Here is a 13456-nt window from a genome sequence, read left to right as displayed (position 1 = left end):
TTTGGTAACTTATTTTAAGAATTGTAAGCACACGTAGGGAACCTAGGATGAATTACTTGGATTTTGAGGCAAAAATTAAGGAAATAGAAGATAAAATTACTTCGCTTTCTCATATTTTTGATGATGAAAAAACGGAAGCAGAATTAAAAAAACTAAACAAAAAAAGACTAGAATTAATGGAGTCGACTTATTCAAAACTTACTGACTGGCAGGTAGTACAGTTATCAAGACATCCAAATAGACCATACTTCAAAGACTTATTACCCCTAGTTTTTACTGATTTCCAGGAGCTTCATGGTGATAGAGCTTTTGGTGATGATTTAGCTGTTATAGGGGGATTAGCGAAACTCAATAATCGTCCTATTATGGTTATAGGTCAAGAAAAAGGTCGTGACACAAAAAGCAAAATAAAACATAACTTTGGCATGATGCATCCAGAAGGATATCGAAAAGCTTTAAGGCTTATGAAATTAGCTGAAAAGTTTAATATGCCTGTGGTTACGTTTATTGATACCCCAGGAGCTTATCCAGGTATTAAAGCAGAAGAGCGTGGCCAGAGTGAAGCTATTGCGAGAAACCTTTTTGAGATGAGTGCACTTAAGGTTCCTATAGTTTGTACGGTGATAGGTGAAGGTTGTTCTGGCGGGGCACTAGGAATTGGTGTGGGAGATAAACTTTTGATGCTTCAATATAGCTATTTTGCTACTATTTCCCCAGAAGGATGTGCTTCAATTCTGCATAAAACTGCGGAAAAAGCATCTGAAGTTACTCAAATGATGAATATAACTTCAGGGAGGTTGAAAGAGTTAAACATAGTTGATGAAGTAATCCCTGAACCGTTAGGCGGTGCTCACAGAGACTTCGTAACTACAGCTGAAAATATCAAAAATGCATTAACTAAAGAGTTAAAAGATTTATGCCAAATGTCAGTAGAAGAACGCAACTTACAAAGGTATGATAAATTAATGTCTTTTGGGAAGTTTAAAGAAGCTTAATTCTTATCTATTTTTATTTTGATTTAGGTTAGGAAAATTTTGTATAAAAAAGAGTCACAAGCAGGCCTTGGTATAGTCGAAGCAATGTTGGCAGCATTAATTTTGCTGTTTGTTCTTTCTTCAGGTTTTTTACTGTTAAATAGTGTTCTAGTAAGTATTACGTTAGATAATAGACGCAATGAGATATCAAGTGTTTTAGATGATCGTGTTAGTGTATATAGACTAACAGGTGTTTTTGATGATTCAGCAACTAAAGACGGTATTAAATTTAAAAAAACAGTTGTAGCAGAGCAAAGCAATAATGCTATGTCTTTAGGGCAGGAAAAGCCTGTGAATAGATTTAAAATTTTGGGAATAGAAGATATAAAAGAGATGGCTAAAAGAGCTGATTATGAGGCCAAAAAAGCTAAAGCTAATGATGTTGAAATTATATATAAGGTGGTAAACATAGCTGCATTTGATGATAAGCTTGGTGTAGCAGATAGAGTCAAGATTATACAAAGAGAAATAAAGCAAAATGATGGCGAAGAACAGTAAAGAAATCGCTGGATTTACCTTGCCAGAGCTAATGGTTTCAATGGTTATAGCAGCTATAGTTATGGCGATGGCAATAAATGTCTATATAGACATGAAAAATCAATACAATAAGCTTAATAGTAAACACCAGACCAATTCTAAACAGCTTATAACGAAACAGATTTTCTACAACGCTATTTCACAAGCAGGCTTTGCTACAAAGTATGGCGATATGTATCAAGAGCTTGTGGATAACTCAGGGGATAGTTCTGGTGATATCTTCGGGAAATTTGGAATTTTAACTATAGGAAAAAGCCCTATAAGTAAAGTTCAAGGTCTACCTGAAATTTTGAGTTTAGATCCAGAATCCTGTGATGAGAAAGTAAAAACTGAAAAATATTTCAGTCAGCAAAACAGTATTAACTGTATTCAACCAAATACAGATTATATAGCTATCCAGCGTGCCAGCTTAAGTTCAACTTTAAAAACTAACTCATCAAATAATATTTTCAAGGTAAACGAGTTTCAAAAAGAAGTTGTACCAGAAAAAGATATTTCTATGGATGATTATTTGGTTTTGTGTAATGTTTTTGAGTGTGATTTAGTAAAGACTATGGCTGTTACAGGTGATTTTGTATCAACTTATTCACGTGTTGAGGATAAGTTTAAAGTGGGTGACTATGTTGGTAAATATATTTTAGAAATATTTTTTGTGGCAGATTCTGGTCAAAAAGATAAACAGGGTAATAAAATTTATTCATTGTACGAGTATGTGAAACAAAATGCTAATGATTCTGAGATTTATGAGTTGATAAATGATGTCAGTAACCTAAAGATTGAGTATGTTTTAAACGCAGATATTAGTCAAGGCAGTGCTAACCTTAACTGGAAGCAAATAGCAACACAGCCTATTAGTGTTAAAAGCGATTCAGTCGCGGCTTTGAGAATATCTTTTAAAGTTGCGGATGATATTTTTAGTAAGATATTTTTGTTAAAAAACACATAAAGAGATTAGTTTAATGTTTAAGAGGATAAAAAGTAATAATAATTCAGGATCTGTATTACTTATGGCATTGATATTCTCTTTTGTGATTATGGTGATGCTTACCGCGCTTTTATACTCTTTTAAAATGGGTTTACTTACTACCAAAAGTATTATAAAAAATAGCAATGAAAAGGTAATTGGGGAAACATATATAGCAAGTGCTAAGGATGATATTGACTTTTCTAAACCAAGTGAGCTTAAAATAGGTAATAGTACCTTTAAAATAACAGTAGATGAAGATGATATTTCAACATTTTTTCCAAAAAATAGTAACGCTGAATTATTCCAAGCGCAGCAATATAGTAGTTTTAAATCTACATATAAAGCATATAATGATGGTTCAAAAGTTGATTTAGCCAAAAAAATTATTTATAACGTTCCATCGGCTAATATTTATAAAAATTATAATACTGATTACGTGCCTATTAATGTACCAATGATAGACATTGCTGCGATGACAGATTATCAAGCAAGAAATTATCGTTTAACAATCGATGGGCGATTAAAAGATGCGCCTAAAGGCTTTATTGGCTTTATTGAAAAACAAAATAAACAGATAAATATATTTATAAATAAAGCAAAAATTGGTGTGCCAATTCCACAAGGTATGGGTACAGACTATAAAATTAAGGTTGGTTGGAATCTTGAAAATGGACAATGGCAGTTAGTGCTACTGATGTATGATATAAACAAGCTTTTTACAACTAGTGTTGCTCTTGAAGATTTACTAGCTGATAATGTTGAAGGTTTAGAAGCAGATACAAAAGCATTAGGTGATGAGATAGGTAAGTGGCAGCCAGTTATTTCTGGAGATTCAAAAGGTGGTTCGTCAGGAGCATCGTTTGTTAGAGAAAATATCTTTGATGCAGCATGGTATTTTGAGGATAGCGATGCTCCTCCCCAAATACTTTTAGCAAGAAAAGCTGATCAAAAGAAGGGTAATCAAGAAGTGTTAGAAGTTTATTATTCAACTTATTCAACTACTAATAATCAATATAGCCTTAAACTAGGTGACAGCTTAAATTTAAAAGCTAACCTTAAAGAAGAAAATGTAAAACTTTTAGTACCGGATTTTGCTAATAACCTTGATGCAAAAATGGCTTTTATATTTCATCCAAATAACCAAAGTAAAAATCTTACGGGTATAAGTGATTTTAACTATAATGGTGATCATAGAGTTGGTAAAAGTCTAGATACTTACATAGATGGAGAAAGCTTTGGTAAGCCTGTTATTATTTCTAAATCAGACAATTCGTTATTTATAGTAACTTTTGAGCCAGATAAAGTACATCGCTATGAGTACAAAAAAGGTTTAGGTAGTTTTATATCCCTAGATTTTGGAACTAATGGTCTAGAAAAGGAACTCAAAACGCAAGATGAAGAAGACGATGTTTTTAAACTTTTCTTATCCAAAGATGATAACAATGAACAGAATAAAGATATTGTAGAGCAGATTATTGCTAAATTTGGTTATTTATTTGTTTTTACTAAAACAAAAGTAATGCAGATGGACGAAAACTTAGAGATTTTACAGGAAATAGATTTAAGCGGTGAAGAGCCACAAATCTTAGCTGATTTAGAGGCTGTCAAGAACACTATTAATAAGATTTATATACAACCTAAAGCTTTAGATGCTAAGGTTCAAGAAATACGTGATGAACTAGGGGATAAGCCTGAGCCAAAAGACAAAAATGAAATTGAAGATAGATTTGAAAAAAGTAAGGATAATAGAATAGATATTAAAAGCAGGCAACCGAGTAAACAACAAGATCAAGGTGATAGTTCTGGAGAAGAACCTATACCGGCTCCTGTATATTTAGACAGTAAATATTTTTATCCATTAGGAGTAGTTAAGCAGATAACATTATGAGTATATTAAAGGATATAAATACTGAGCTGAGAAATCCAAAAAGTTTTAATCTAAATACAATGTCTATTTCAGATGCAGTAACTTTGATGATAAATGAGGAGTATAACATTATCGAAGCTTTAAGAGAGCAACATAACAACATAGTCCAAGTTATTACCCGAAGCTCTCAAGTGCTTAAAAATAACGGTAGGATTATATATGTTGGAGCGGGTACAAGTGGTCGGCTAGGTATTTTAGATGCAGTTGAGTGTCCACCAACGTTTAGTGTGGACTATAATACGATCGTCGGAATTATAGCTGGTGGTGAGAAAGCTTTTATCAAAGCTCAAGAAGGAGCTGAAGATGATCCGCAATTGGCTTACCAAGATTTAAAGAAAATAGGTTTAAGTGAAAATGACATGGTTGTAGGAATTGCAGCTAGTGGTAGGACCCCCTATGTTATAGGAGCACTTGAGTATGCAAAGCTAGTCAAAGCTGAAACTGTAGCGGTTAGTTGCACGAAAAAAGCAAAGATCTCAGAGTATGCAAATTATAGTATAGAAGCAGTACCAGGTCCGGAAATTTTAACAGGCTCAACTAGGTTAAAAGCTGGAACAACTCAAAAATTAATTTTAAATATGATTTCTACCTTATCCATGGTGTCTATAGGTAAGGTTTATCAAAACCTTATGATAGATGTTAAACCAACTAATGAAAAGTTAGTCGAAAGAGCAAAGTTAATAATTTGTGAAGCTACTGGCATTGATTATGCTACAGCAGAAGCATTTTATATAAAAGCAAACAAGTCAGTTAAAATAGCTATAGTAATGATATTAAATGATTGTGATTATGATCAGGCTTTGGCAATATTAAAGAATAGTAATAATTTTATAAAGAGATAAGAAAATGAAAGTATTACTGATTTTTATATTTGCGTTAATGTCAACATTTATGTTGTATGCTAATGTTTATGAAGGTCAAGAAAATGGTGTGGCTGCTTTTTCTAATACTAAATTTAAAGGCTCTAAAGAAATAAATCTTTCATCAGAGCCTATTACTGTGGTTAAGACGGTTGGATTAAAGAACTATTCACAAAAAGCATATTTAGATAACACTGATAAATCTTATAGAGATAATAGCTATAGCAATAATTACAGTAATCAAGATACTTTGCGAGGATCGTTTCCTGAGGAGTTCACAGATAACTATTATGATTTTTATGGCCGTAATTTTCAATATCAAAACTTAATGTCTTCAACTATAGGTATGAGTATGTACACCCAAGGTGGAGCTAATAATTCTAGATTAGAAAATAATTATTAGAGTTTCTAATAAAGTTATACCAATTCCAACATAAATTGGTGCATTTATCACAAAGGAGTTTATGACTAATTTAAGCCTTTAATATGTATTAGATGAGGGAGATAGTAATATGAAAAAAAGTTTTTTGAGTTTAGCGATTTTTTTATGTGGTTTGAAATCTGGATTTTCAGACACTTGTCATCCATCTATAGATGGCTCTAAACAGAATTTTATAATTGGTTATGGTAGTTTAGTAAACGATAAATCACGTCAAAGAACAAATCCTGAAGCGGTAAATGCCTATCCAATAGAAGTGAAAAACTTTAAAAGAACTTGGGGATTAAGAGCAACAGGCTCATTTAAGGGTACATTCTTATTAGCAGTTCCATCGACAGGTAGCACATTAAATGCAGTGTATTATCTAACAAATGAAAAAGCAGTTGAGGCTACTGATAAAAGAGAAAGTGATTATTGCCGTTATAAGGTGCCTAGTACAGATGTAGAAGCTTTAGGATTAAAGAACCTTCAACAAGGAGATTACTGGATATATGCTAGAGATGCAAAAGCGATACAAAAACCTAATGAAGAGTTTCCAATTATTCAGTCATACGTTGATATATTTATCAAAGGGTGTATGGAAATTCAAAATAGATATTTGGTAGCAAATTATGTTCAACAGTGTATAAACACAACTAGTCTTTGGGATAATAATACTTGGGTAAATGATAGAGTAAATCCAAGAAGACCAACTGACTCAACCCCAGATGCAATAGCTATAGATAAAGCTTTAGTTAGACACCTTGGTATTGATTATTATTCTCATAAGTATGAATAAACCTTTAACTTAACAGAGTTTTTTTTAAGCTTTTCTTATTTCTATTTCATCATTGGCAGCACGTTTGATAGCTTTAGGTGGATAGATCATGTTTACCACAATTTTTAGTGTTGATCCTTGAGCTAATATAGAAAGTATAACTACTATATATGTCACGCTAACGATAAGATGGCCTTCGTCAGGAAGCGATAGTGCTAATGCCAAAGATATTCCACCTCTAACTCCTGACCACGCTACTAGTATATTATCTTTTGTCGAAGCTCTAGTGAGTTTCTTATCGATAACAGTAATAGGTATTGAAATACTAATAAACCTTGCGAAAGTGACTATGAATATACCAACTACGCCAATCCAAAGAGCAACACGGTTGAAAGTTATGCTAGTTAACTCTAGTCCTATTAAGATAAATAAAAAAGAGTTAAGCATATTATCAATAATCATCCAAAAGTTATCTACCTTCTTAACTTGGTCAGGACAAGATTTTTTGTTATCTGATAAATTATTGCCAATAAAAAGACCAGCTATGACCATGGCAATAGGACCAGAAACGTGTAGACTATGTGCTATTAGGTAACCCATACTTGCAACAGCTAGTGTTACAAAAATAGATGTTTCAGCATCTTTATTGGTTTTTAAAAAGACTAAAGCTATTCTTGCAAAAATATAACCTAGGATAATTCCACCGCCAGCCTCTATAGAAATCTGTTTAGTGATAAGCCAAAGATAATCAACATTATTATCTATATACTGTCCAAATCCTCCACCACTACCAAAAAAAACCACATTTGACAAAATTACAAATAAAACGATACCTGTAGCATCATTAAACAATGACTCGCCAACAACACGAGTTTTTATATAGTTTGGTATAGTTTTATTTCCAGCTAATGTGCTAATTACAGCTATAGGGTCTGTCGGTGAGATTAATGCTCCAAAGACTAAACAATAACCAAAACTAAGCTCAAAGCCGACTAGTTTACAAAAGCCATATATTAAAACAGCAGTAGTAAATGCAGATAGAAGTAGTCCAACACTAGCTAATCCAAAGATAGCTTTTAACTCTTTTTTTAGCTCAATCATATTAAAATGTAAGGCATTTGCAAAAAGTAAAAATGATAGCATCCCATCTAAGACTGTAGTTTGGAAATCAAAACTGGATAAGGCAACTACCAGAAAGTTAGTAGTGCTTAAAAAAGATGCACAAATTGCTGAAAAAGTTATTGAAAGGATGGTCAAGCCTATAGCTTTTGGCAATTTGAGAAATTTGGTATTTATATAGCTCATCATAGCAGCTACTACAGTTAGTAAACTAAATAAAAAATATTCATTCATAGGCAATATTCCTTATAAACCACAGCTATACTCCCAACTACAAGCTTTCGAGAGCTCCTGCAAGATATTCTTTTTACTTAAAAATTCAGCCTTTAGTTTGTTAAAAGGTTGACCAAAAAACATATAAGCATTAATCTGCTTTTCTAATGATATTACTTTTTTTATATCTTCTGAAGAAATATTTTTAAACTCTTGTTGTGTCATATGAATGCATGGTTGACACTCAAGACTATGGTTTGCTGGCTTAAAAGGCAAATCTTTTGTTAGTTGAGATATATCTTCAAAGGTTTTATCTAAAAGTGGATACTCGAGTCTTCTATAATCATACTTTTCTTCTTCATCTACATTTTTTAACAGTTGTGAAACTTTAGATAAGCTTTTACGGTGGCTAAGTAAGATTGTAGCTTCAGCATTTGGATCAAGCGTATCAATCTTATTTAGTAAAGTTATTCCTTTTAGAAATCCAGCACACCAGCTAAATTGTTGAGAAGGAAATTGCTTACGAGCATTAACAAGCTCTGAGAAAGAGTGTTCAGCTTTTAAATGAAAATAGTTAATGTTTTGTTGCTCTAGCCAGCTAAATACATTCTTTAAGTAACTATTCCAGTCATGTGATGCAAAACCAGTATCAACTGATAATACAAAAACCTCGCTTGATAAATTTTGTTTTGCCCAGCAAATTAGAGCTAAAGAGTGTATACTATAGTTTGCTATTATAATATTTTTAGTTTGTGCCATTAACTATATTCCGATGGTGTCTTTAATACCTTTGAGTTTTTTTATAGCATAAGGACGCGCTTTTGCTGCACCTTTAGCAAGTATTTCATCAACTATATTGGGATTATTTATAAAGTAATCATACTTTTCACGTGCTAATAAAAGATGTTGATTTACTTTTTCAAACAGAAGTTGTTTAGCATCACCCCAGCCAAGTCCGCCAGCTAGATATTTCTCCCCAAGAGTTTTGATTTCGTCTGTATTAGCTATGCTTTTGTAGATAGCAAATATAGTGCAGCTATTAGGATCTTTCTTTTCTTCAGGAGTTTGTGAGTTTGTGATAATTTTCATTATCTGTTTTCTTAATTTTTTTTCAGTTGAAAAAATAGGGATAGTATTATCATAGCTTTTTGACATTTTGCGTCCATCTAAACCTAAAATTGTTTGTGTATCTTCATTTGTTAAAGCTTGAGGAGCTTTAAGGCAAGAACTTTTGTAAATATGGTTAAAACGATTTGCTATGTCTCTAGCTATTTCTAAATGTTGAATCTGATCTTTTCCAACAGGGACTAAGTCAGCATCAAACATTAAAATATCCGCAGTCATAAGAACAGGATAGTTAAATAAACCCATAGTAATACCTTTATCAGGATCACTATTTTCTTCTTGAAGGTTTTGGTCAACTAAAGCTTTATATGCATGAGCACGGTTAAGTAGTCCTTTGGCAGTAGTTGTTGCGATAATCCAGTTTAGCTCCATAATCTCAGGGATATCAGACTGACGATAAAAGATGGTTTTATCTGTATCAAGTCCAAGAGCTAGCCATGTACAAGCTATTTCTTTGATATATTGTTGTCTAAGATTTTTATCCCATAATTTGACTAAAGAATGTTGATCAGCAATAAAATATAAACATTCATAAGCATCATTATGAGATAACTCAATAGCTGGTTTAATGGCACCTATGTAGTTGCCTAAATGTGGCGAACCAGATGGCGTAATTCCTGTTAAAATAATCTTTTTTGTCATATTATTGCTCTTTAAAATCTAGAGGAAGGTTTTAACGTAAAATATAGCTTACTTAAGTTTAGTTTCAAGTTTTTGTTTAAATGAATCTTAAATAAAAGCTGTAAAAAACAATTAAATCCATAAGTTATAAATCTTTACAAGATTTTACCACATTAAGCATTAGTAAATAAATAGTTAGATGAATAAAGTTTAGATAGTTTTGGAGCGGGAAACGAGGCTTGAACTCGCGACCCCAACCTTGGCAAGGTTGTGCTCTACCACTGAGCTATTCCCGCAACGTTAAATTAATGGCGCACCCAGAAGGACTCGAACCTCCAACCGCTCGGTTCGTAGCCGAGTACTCTATCCAGTTGAGCTATGGGTGCTAAATAATTGTTGGCTATTATAATCTTTTGGGTTTGTCTAGTCAAGCTTTGTTATATCATTTATAACTTCTATTAGTCTATTTTCAAACCCTAGGTCATCTAAATTTGTGTTATCTACCACATAGTCTGCTATTTTTTCTCTTTCTTGGTCCGATATTTGTAAGTTTATAAAAGCTACAGCTTGTTGTCTGTCTTTACCATCACGTTCCATTAGTCTTCTTATTCTTGTCTCAAGATCTGCTTTTATTACTATAACTTTTTTTAAGTAATCATAGTGGCGAATGTTATATGGACCAAGTAAAGGTATATCAACTATAGTTAAAATGGTGGGGGATTCATTAACTTGTTTTTTTATTTCCCTATTAATTACAGGATGTAAATAATCTTCGAGCCATTTTTTAGCTTCTTTTGATTCTGTAATAATTGCTCTAAGCATGGCTCTATTAATCTGTTTGTTTATGATTATATCATTACCAAACTTTTCAGCTATATTTTTAATTACAGAAGGTTTTTTGGTTATTTCTCTGCTTATCGTGTCAGCACAAACCACATTTAGATTAAGCCTTTGTTTTAAAATTTTTGTAGCAGTAGACTTTCCGCTAGCTATTCCACCAGTTATACCTACAGGATATGTGTTGATAGTTGTCATTATTCTTAAACTAAAAATTATTTTAAAAAAAGATTTTAATATTTTTTTTTATTAAAGTCATATATTTTTTGATTAAAAGTTAGTTTCGCCATACAATATGTTTATTTAACAGAATATATCCACTAGTGATGGAAATTAAAGAAAGAGTTGTAGCAAAGATAAAATCTCAGGGTGGAAGTATCAGTTTTAGAGAGTATATGCAACTAGCTTTATATTATCCAAATTATGGATATTACTCTAGCTCTAGAGATAAGATATCAAGCAGTGGTGATTTTATCACAGCAACTTCACAAACATCTTTATTTGCACGCACTTTTGCAAATCAGTTTGCAACCATACTCTCTGAATTTGAACAAGAAGGTAATATTATAGAATTTGGAGCTGGGACAGGTAAGTTTGCGATAGACTGTATGGATGAATTAAATAAACTAGGTGTTCTTCCAGAGTCGTACTATATAGTAGAATTAAGTGCAGATCTTAGATTTAGGCAACAAGAGTATGTTAAACAAAACCTCCCTCATCTTTTTGATAAATTTGTATGGTTAAAAGAACTTCCAAAGCAAAAATTAAAAGCTATAGTTTTTGCTAATGAAGTCTTAGATGCTATGCCTGTAGATATTTTTAAAGCAAAAGATAACAAACTTATCCAACAGGGTGTAACTTTTGATGGTAGTAAATTTAAATTTGTAGATTTGCAAGTTAATGATTCTCTTTTTGAATACGAAGCCCAAAGAATACTATCTGATAATATAAGTTTTGAAGATGGATATATTAGTGAATTAAACACTTGGATACGTCCATGGATCAAATCTTTAAGAGATTGCTTAGATCAAGCAGTTATATTTTTATGCGACTATGGATACCACAGAAAATTATATTATACACCAGCACGTAGTATGGGAACTTTAGCTTGTTATCATAAGCATCAAGTTAACTTTGATCCATTTATAAATATAGGTTTGCAAGATATAACCTCGCATGTTGACTTTACAGCAGTTGCTGAAGCTGCTACAGAAGTTGGCTTTGAGTTAGACGGTTATATGAATCAAGCTAATTTTTTAAAAAGAGCAGGTATAGATAAGGTATTTACTAATTTGTTTCAAAGCTTAGAACAAAAGGATCAACTAATATATAATAGCGACCTAAAGGAGCTTTTACTGGGTGATAAACTTGCAGAGACTTTTAAGGTTATTTGTTTTTCTCTTGGGTTTGAAACCATTTTAGAGGTTTTTGATAACGAGGATAATATCGATTATTTATTATAGGGAGATTTGATGTATAAAAATGTGCAAAATATGTCTAAATATATATTTAGAGCGTATGATATTAGAGGTGTCGTTCCAACTGATCTTAATGAGGATGTCGTTTTTAATATAGGTTTAGCATTTGGGACAAAAGCACAAGAGTTAAACCAAAACCAAGTTGCTATTGCTAGAGACGGGCGTTTATCTGGACCTAGTTTATTAGCTGCTTTAGAAAGTGGTATATTAGCAAGTGGTTGCGATGTTATTAATATTGGCGCAGTACCAACCCCAGTTTTATATTTTGCTGCTAAAAAGTTAACCAATGGCACAGGCATTATGCTGACAGGTAGTCATAATCCAGCAGATTATAATGGTTTAAAGATGACTTTGGCTGATAACACATTAGCGAATGAAGAAATTTTAGAAATAGAGAGTTTAATAAGAAAAAATATTTTTTCCCAAGGTAAGGGAGTATCTATTAAGAAAGATATTTCGCAAGAATATATAGATTTTATTTTAGAGAAAGAGACTCTTGGTAAAAAGCTTAAGGTAGTTATAGATGCTGGTAATGGTATAGCAGGTAACATAGCTCCAGAATTATTTGAAAAACTAGGCTGTGATGTTATTAAAATGTATTGTGAAGTTGACGGTAATTTTCCTAATCATCATCCAGACCCAAGTAAACTTAAGAATTTACAAGACCTTATAGTTAAAGTAAAAGAATTAAAAGCAGATGTTGGACTTGCCTTTGATGGTGATGGTGATAGGCTTGGTTTAGTTACTAATAGTGGCGATATTATAGCAGCAGATAGACAACTTATGCTTTATGCAAAAGATGTGCTTAGTAATAAGCCAGGAGCTCATATTCTTTATGATGTTAAATCTACCAAAAACTTAGATAATTTTGTTAAAAGTCTTGGTGGTAAGGCGACTATGTATAAAACTGGCCATGCATTAATTAAGAAAAAGATGAAACAAGAGCCTGTGGATTTAGCAGGTGAGATGAGTGGTCATATATTTTTTAACGATAGGTGGCCAGGGTTTGATGATGGTTTATATACTGGCGTTAGACTTTTAAATATCCTTTCTAAAACTAATAAAACTTTAGATGAAATCTTTGCAGAAATTCCTCAAAGTGTAGCTACTCCAGAGATTAATATGGATGTTACAGAAGACACTAAATTTGAAATAGTAGAGGCTATTTTACAATCATGTAAAAAAGAATTTTCTGATGCAAATATTATTTCGATAGATGGTGTAAGAGTTGAATTTGAGAATGGTTGGGCGCTTCTTCGCGCATCAAATACAACTCCTTGTTTAGTTTTAAGATTTGAGGCTGATAGTCAAGAGAGTTTAGAATTAATCAGAACCAAATTTATGAGTGTGGTTAAGAAAACTATTTCTTAAAATTTACTCTATTAACTACACCAAAGTGAATTTATTTGTTGCTCTTATTATAAAAAATGGCAAAGATGATAAAATATTGATAATCAGATTACACTTAGAAATGTGTCTTTTAAATTTTTTGAGAGTGATGGCAAGTGATAAAGTCCTTTTGTAATCTATGTTATATATGAT

General features: G+C 32.2%; 13 protein-coding genes and 2 tRNA genes. 9 read left to right on the top strand and 6 right to left on the bottom strand.

Annotation, left to right across the window (positions count from 1 at the left end; all coding sequences use genetic code 11):
- The first annotated feature begins 47 nt into the window (after positions 1 to 47).
- The 7 genes from E4K63_RS06715 (at position 48) to E4K63_RS06685 (ending at position 6542) form a co-directional block, all read left to right on the top strand.
- The gene (locus E4K63_RS06715) at positions 48 to 995 is read left to right on the top strand and encodes an acetyl-CoA carboxylase carboxyltransferase subunit alpha (protein ID WP_133942029.1); all 948 of its coding nucleotides are present in this window, start codon (positions 48 to 50) and stop codon (positions 993 to 995) included.
- Between the two features lie 84 nt (positions 996 to 1079).
- Positions 1080 to 1532 (top strand): pilus assembly protein, encoded by a 453-nt coding sequence (locus tag E4K63_RS06710; protein WP_133942045.1) that lies wholly within the window; start codon positions 1080 to 1082, stop codon positions 1530 to 1532.
- The gene (locus tag E4K63_RS06705) at positions 1513 to 2517 is read left to right on the top strand and encodes a PilW family protein (RefSeq protein WP_133942030.1); all 1005 of its coding nucleotides are present in this window, start codon (positions 1513 to 1515) and stop codon (positions 2515 to 2517) included. Before E4K63_RS06710 ends, E4K63_RS06705 begins: the two co-directional genes overlap by 20 nt.
- A gap of 13 nt (positions 2518 to 2530) precedes the next feature.
- A complete protein-coding gene (locus tag E4K63_RS06700; RefSeq protein WP_133942031.1) occupies positions 2531 to 4426 on the top strand; it encodes a hypothetical protein in 1896 nt (631 codons plus the stop codon).
- Positions 4423 to 5307, top strand: coding sequence for an N-acetylmuramic acid 6-phosphate etherase (gene murQ, locus E4K63_RS06695; protein ID WP_133942032.1), 885 nt, complete (start codon positions 4423 to 4425; stop codon positions 5305 to 5307). The genes E4K63_RS06700 and murQ overlap by 4 nt, the downstream gene beginning before the upstream one ends.
- Before the next feature lie 4 nt (positions 5308 to 5311).
- Positions 5312 to 5728, top strand: coding sequence for a hypothetical protein (locus E4K63_RS06690; protein WP_133942033.1), 417 nt, complete (start codon positions 5312 to 5314; stop codon positions 5726 to 5728).
- A gap of 109 nt (positions 5729 to 5837) precedes the next feature.
- Positions 5838 to 6542: a gamma-glutamylcyclotransferase gene (locus tag E4K63_RS06685; RefSeq protein ID WP_133942034.1), complete on the top strand. Its 705-nt coding sequence runs from the start codon at positions 5838 to 5840 to the stop codon at positions 6540 to 6542.
- A 24-nt stretch (positions 6543 to 6566) separates the two neighbouring features.
- On the opposite strand, the gene E4K63_RS06680 is transcribed toward E4K63_RS06685, so the two are convergent.
- From E4K63_RS06680 to coaE, 6 genes are all read right to left on the bottom strand, one after another.
- Positions 6567 to 7874: a cation:proton antiporter gene (locus E4K63_RS06680; protein WP_133942035.1), complete on the bottom strand. Its 1308-nt coding sequence runs from the start codon at positions 7872 to 7874 to the stop codon at positions 6567 to 6569.
- Positions 7875 to 7886: 12 nt separating this feature from the next.
- Positions 7887 to 8612, bottom strand: a complete 726-nt coding sequence (locus E4K63_RS06675; RefSeq protein ID WP_133942036.1) for a hypothetical protein — start codon at positions 8610 to 8612, stop codon at positions 7887 to 7889.
- Positions 8613 to 8615: 3 nt separating this feature from the next.
- Positions 8616 to 9620, bottom strand: a complete 1005-nt coding sequence (gene trpS, locus E4K63_RS06670) for a tryptophan--tRNA ligase (RefSeq protein ID WP_133942037.1) — start codon at positions 9618 to 9620, stop codon at positions 8616 to 8618.
- Positions 9621 to 9820: 200 nt separating this feature from the next.
- Positions 9821 to 9895 (bottom strand) — tRNA-Gly (locus tag E4K63_RS06665).
- Positions 9896 to 9908: 13 nt separating this feature from the next.
- Positions 9909 to 9985, bottom strand: a tRNA-Arg gene (locus tag E4K63_RS06660).
- 37 nt (positions 9986 to 10022) lie between these two features.
- On the bottom strand, positions 10023 to 10634 hold the full coding sequence (gene coaE, locus E4K63_RS06655; protein ID WP_133942038.1) for a dephospho-CoA kinase: 612 nt from the start codon (positions 10632 to 10634) through the stop codon (positions 10023 to 10025).
- Positions 10635 to 10762: 128 nt separating this feature from the next.
- Here coaE and E4K63_RS06650 point away from each other — a divergent pair, with 128 nt between their 5' ends.
- Positions 10763 to 11899, top strand: a complete 1137-nt coding sequence (locus E4K63_RS06650) for a class I SAM-dependent methyltransferase (protein WP_133942046.1) — start codon at positions 10763 to 10765, stop codon at positions 11897 to 11899.
- 9 nt (positions 11900 to 11908) lie between these two features.
- Positions 11909 to 13285, top strand: coding sequence for a phosphomannomutase/phosphoglucomutase (locus E4K63_RS06645; RefSeq protein WP_133942039.1), 1377 nt, complete (start codon positions 11909 to 11911; stop codon positions 13283 to 13285).
- Positions 13286 to 13456 lie beyond the last annotated feature (171 nt).

Origin of the sequence: Allofrancisella inopinata (genome assembly GCF_012222965.1) — a bacterium.
GTDB classification, from domain to species: Bacteria; Pseudomonadota; Gammaproteobacteria; order Francisellales; family Francisellaceae; genus Francisella; species Francisella inopinata.
Note: the sequence above shows the minus strand (reverse complement) of the source record. Positions and strands in the feature narration are given on the sequence as shown.

Bases quoted from the DNA above. Each gene is read 5' to 3' on its own strand.
- E4K63_RS06705 (WP_133942030.1), top strand. From the start codon at position 1,513: ATGATGGCGAAGAACAGTAAAGAAATCGCTGGATTTACCTTGCCAGAG.
- E4K63_RS06715 (WP_133942029.1), top strand. From the start codon at position 48: ATGAATTACTTGGATTTTGAGGCAAAAATTAAGGAAATAGAAGATAAA.
- trpS (WP_133942037.1), bottom strand. From the start codon at position 9,620: ATGACAAAAAAGATTATTTTAACAGGAATTACGCCATCTGGTTCGCCA.
- E4K63_RS06700 (WP_133942031.1), top strand. From the start codon at position 2,531: ATGTTTAAGAGGATAAAAAGTAATAATAATTCAGGATCTGTATTACTT.
- E4K63_RS06685 (WP_133942034.1), top strand. From the start codon at position 5,838: ATGAAAAAAAGTTTTTTGAGTTTAGCGATTTTTTTATGTGGTTTGAAA.
- E4K63_RS06680 (WP_133942035.1), bottom strand. From the start codon at position 7,874: ATGAATGAATATTTTTTATTTAGTTTACTAACTGTAGTAGCTGCTATG.
- E4K63_RS06690 (WP_133942033.1), top strand. From the start codon at position 5,312: ATGAAAGTATTACTGATTTTTATATTTGCGTTAATGTCAACATTTATG.
- E4K63_RS06650 (WP_133942046.1), top strand. From the start codon at position 10,763: ATGGAAATTAAAGAAAGAGTTGTAGCAAAGATAAAATCTCAGGGTGGA.
- E4K63_RS06645 (WP_133942039.1), top strand. From the start codon at position 11,909: ATGTATAAAAATGTGCAAAATATGTCTAAATATATATTTAGAGCGTAT.
- E4K63_RS06710 (WP_133942045.1), top strand. From the start codon at position 1,080: ATGTTGGCAGCATTAATTTTGCTGTTTGTTCTTTCTTCAGGTTTTTTA.
- E4K63_RS06675 (WP_133942036.1), bottom strand. From the start codon at position 8,612: ATGGCACAAACTAAAAATATTATAATAGCAAACTATAGTATACACTCT.
- coaE (WP_133942038.1), bottom strand. From the start codon at position 10,634: ATGACAACTATCAACACATATCCTGTAGGTATAACTGGTGGAATAGCT.
- murQ (WP_133942032.1), top strand. From the start codon at position 4,423: ATGAGTATATTAAAGGATATAAATACTGAGCTGAGAAATCCAAAAAGT.